Source organism: Citrobacter sp. MGH 55 (genome assembly GCF_016906145.1).
Taxonomy (GTDB): domain Bacteria; phylum Pseudomonadota; class Gammaproteobacteria; order Enterobacterales; family Enterobacteriaceae; genus Citrobacter_A; species Citrobacter_A amalonaticus.
Genome location: NZ_CP070239.1, coordinates 3,171,832 through 3,175,091 on the forward strand (window position 1 = coordinate 3,171,832; position 3,260 = coordinate 3,175,091).

Sequence of the window (3,260 nt, forward strand, 5' to 3'; positions counted from 1 at the left end):
CACATTCAAGCCGCGCATGCGTCGCGCGGTGAACACACCTGACAGGAGTATGTAATGTCCAAGCAACAGATCGGCGTCGTCGGCATGGCAGTGATGGGGCGCAACCTGGCGCTCAACATCGAGAGCCGTGGTTATACCGTCTCCGTGTTCAACCGCTCCCGTGAAAAGACCGAAGAAGTGATTGCCGAGAACCCTGGCAAGAAACTGGTGCCTTACTACACGGTGAAAGAGTTTGTTGAATCCCTCGAAACGCCTCGTCGTATCCTGTTAATGGTGAAAGCAGGCGCGGGTACCGATGCTGCCATTGATTCTCTGAAACCGTATCTGGATAAAGGCGATATCATCATTGATGGTGGTAATACTTTCTTCCAGGACACCATTCGTCGTAACCGTGAACTTTCTGCTGAAGGTTTCAACTTCATCGGCACCGGTGTTTCCGGTGGTGAGGAAGGTGCGCTGAAAGGGCCGTCTATCATGCCGGGTGGGCAGAAAGAAGCCTACGAACTGGTGGCTCCGATTCTGACGAAGATCGCTGCAGTCGCTGAAGATGGCGAGCCTTGCGTGACCTATATCGGTGCTGATGGCGCAGGCCATTACGTGAAAATGGTTCACAACGGTATCGAATATGGCGATATGCAGCTCATCGCTGAAGCCTATTCTCTGCTGAAAGGCGGCCTGAATCTCTCTAATGAAGAGCTGGCCAGCACCTTTACGGAATGGAACAACGGCGAGCTTAGCAGCTACCTGATTGACATCACTAAAGACATCTTCACCAAAAAAGATGAAGAGGGTAAATACCTCGTTGATGTCATTCTGGACGAAGCGGCAAACAAAGGTACCGGTAAGTGGACAAGCCAAAGTTCTCTGGATCTCGGCGAACCGCTATCTTTGATCACTGAATCCGTTTTTGCGCGTTACATCTCCTCGCTGAAAGACCAGCGTGTTGCGGCTTCTAAGGTCCTGACCGGTCCGAAAGCGCAACCTGCAGGTGATAAAGTTGAGTTTATTGAGAAAGTTCGTCGTGCGCTGTACCTTGGTAAAATCGTTTCCTATGCGCAGGGCTTCTCTCAACTGCGTGCGGCGTCCGATGAGTACAACTGGGATCTGAATTACGGTGAAATTGCGAAGATTTTCCGTGCAGGTTGCATTATTCGTGCGCAGTTCCTGCAGAAGATCACGGACGCCTACGCGAAGAATGCAGGCATTGCCAATCTGCTGTTAGATCCGTACTTCAAGAACATCGCTGATGAATATCAGCAGGCGCTGCGTGATGTTGTTGCCTACGCTGTTCAGAATGGCATCCCGGTACCGACCTTCTCTGCGGCCGTTGCCTACTATGACAGCTATCGTGCTGAAGTACTGCCAGCTAACCTGATCCAGGCACAACGTGATTACTTCGGTGCGCATACCTATAAGCGTACTGATAAAGAAGGCGTTTTCCATACCGAATGGATGGATTAAATACATTGTCTGTCAGAAGCCCGGTCTAAAGACCGGGCTTTTTTTTATCCTGATTCTTATTGCATAATCTTCATCGCTTAATATTAACTTAATATTGTCCCTTTAGGATGATAAAGATAATCCTAATTGTATTAGGCTTCGTTGACACCTTATTCGCTCAGACGCTAAAACAATAATAACGTGTCAGGATGTGAATACATCATGATGTCTAATTAAGTTAATTCTGAGAGCATGCAATGAAAATCACCATCTCCGGTACCGGATATGTCGGGCTGTCCAACGGTCTGCTAATCGCACAGCATCATGATGTGGTTGCGTTAGACATCATCCCCTCTCGTGTTGAAATGTTGAATGATCGGATATCTCCGATTGTCGATAAAGAAATTCAGCAGTTCTTAACGTCGGAGAATATTAATTTCAAAGCCACACTGGATAAGCATGACGCCTATCGAAACGCAGATTATGTTATTATTGCGACGCCGACCGATTATGATCCGAAGACCAATTACTTCAATACTTCAAGCGTCGAGTCTGTCATTCAGGATGTGATAGCGATTAATCCAAATGCGGTAATGATAATTAAGTCTACCGTCCCGGTTGGGTTTACCGCCGCGATGGGTAAGAAATTTAAAACACAAAATATTATTTTTTCCCCTGAGTTTTTGCGTGAAGGTAAGGCGCTCTATGACAACTTATATCCATCGCGTATTGTCATCGGCGAGCGCTCTGAACGGGCAGAGCGGTTTGCCGCTTTGCTTCAGGAAGGGGCGGTGAAGCAAGATATTCCTACGCTGTTTACAGATTCTACCGAAGCAGAAGCGATCAAGCTTTTTGCCAACACCTATCTGGCGATGCGCGTGGCCTATTTTAACGAACTCGATAGCTACGCTGAAAGTTTAGGTTTAAATACCCGCCAGATCATCGAGGGGGTTTGTCTGGATCCGCGTATTGGCAATCACTACAACAATCCCTCATTTGGTTACGGCGGTTATTGCCTGCCAAAGGATACCAAGCAGCTTCTGGCTAATTATCAGTCAGTCCCGAATAATATTATTTCCGCAATCGTTGATGCCAACCGCACCCGTAAAGACTTTATCGCTGATGCCATTCTCGCCAGAAAACCAAAGGTTGTAGGGATATATCGTCTGATCATGAAAAGCGGCTCGGATAACTTCCGCGCATCGTCCATTCAGGGGATCATGAAGCGCATTAAAGCTAAAGGTGTGGAAGTGGTGATATATGAACCCGTAATGCAGGACGAGACGTTTTTCAACTCGCGAATCGAACGTGACCTGACGCAGTTTAAACTACAGGCTGACGTCATTATCTCGAACCGGATGGCTGAAGAACTCAAAGACGTATTCGAGAAAGTCTATACCCGAGACCTTTTCGGTAGTGATTGAAAAGTCAACTGAGGGGAAGGGAGTCCCTGATAATGGGTTAAAGACCTACCAGAATTTTCGCAATCCTGTCAAATTTCCTATGGCATAAATTACGTTTCCCGATAAACTGTGGCGAGTTTAGAGCTTTCTTGTTTAAGGCAATGATGACAGTGGAAAATAACAACCTATCCGGGCGCAGCAACGAACCGGAACAGATTGATTTGATTGACTTAGTGATTCAGATTTGGCGCGGTAAAGTGACAATAATCATCTGCATTATTGTGGCTATCGCTCTGGCTGTGGGTTACCTGGCGGTGGCGAAAGAAAAATGGACCTCAACGGCGATTATTACTCAACCTGACGCTGGCCAGTTGGCAACGTATACCAATGCCATGAGTATTCTTTACGGTCAGGATG

3 protein-coding genes are annotated in these 3,260 nt (G+C 47.1%); all 3 read left to right on the plus strand.

The features are described from left to right. Positions 1–54: 54 nt before the first annotated feature. Positions 55–1,461, plus strand: a complete 1,407-nt coding sequence (gndA, locus tag JTI98_RS12725; protein WP_042318138.1) for an NADP-dependent phosphogluconate dehydrogenase — start codon at positions 55–57, stop codon at positions 1,459–1,461. A gap of 236 nt (positions 1,462–1,697) precedes the next feature. Next, positions 1,698–2,864: a UDP-glucose 6-dehydrogenase gene (gene ugd / locus JTI98_RS12730; RefSeq protein WP_216081331.1), complete on the plus strand. Its 1,167-nt coding sequence runs from the start codon at positions 1,698–1,700 to the stop codon at positions 2,862–2,864. A gap of 143 nt (positions 2,865–3,007) precedes the next feature. Further along, a partial coding sequence (locus JTI98_RS12735; protein ID WP_252869583.1) for a Wzz/FepE/Etk N-terminal domain-containing protein occupies positions 3,008–3,260 on the plus strand: 253 nt, incomplete at its 3' end.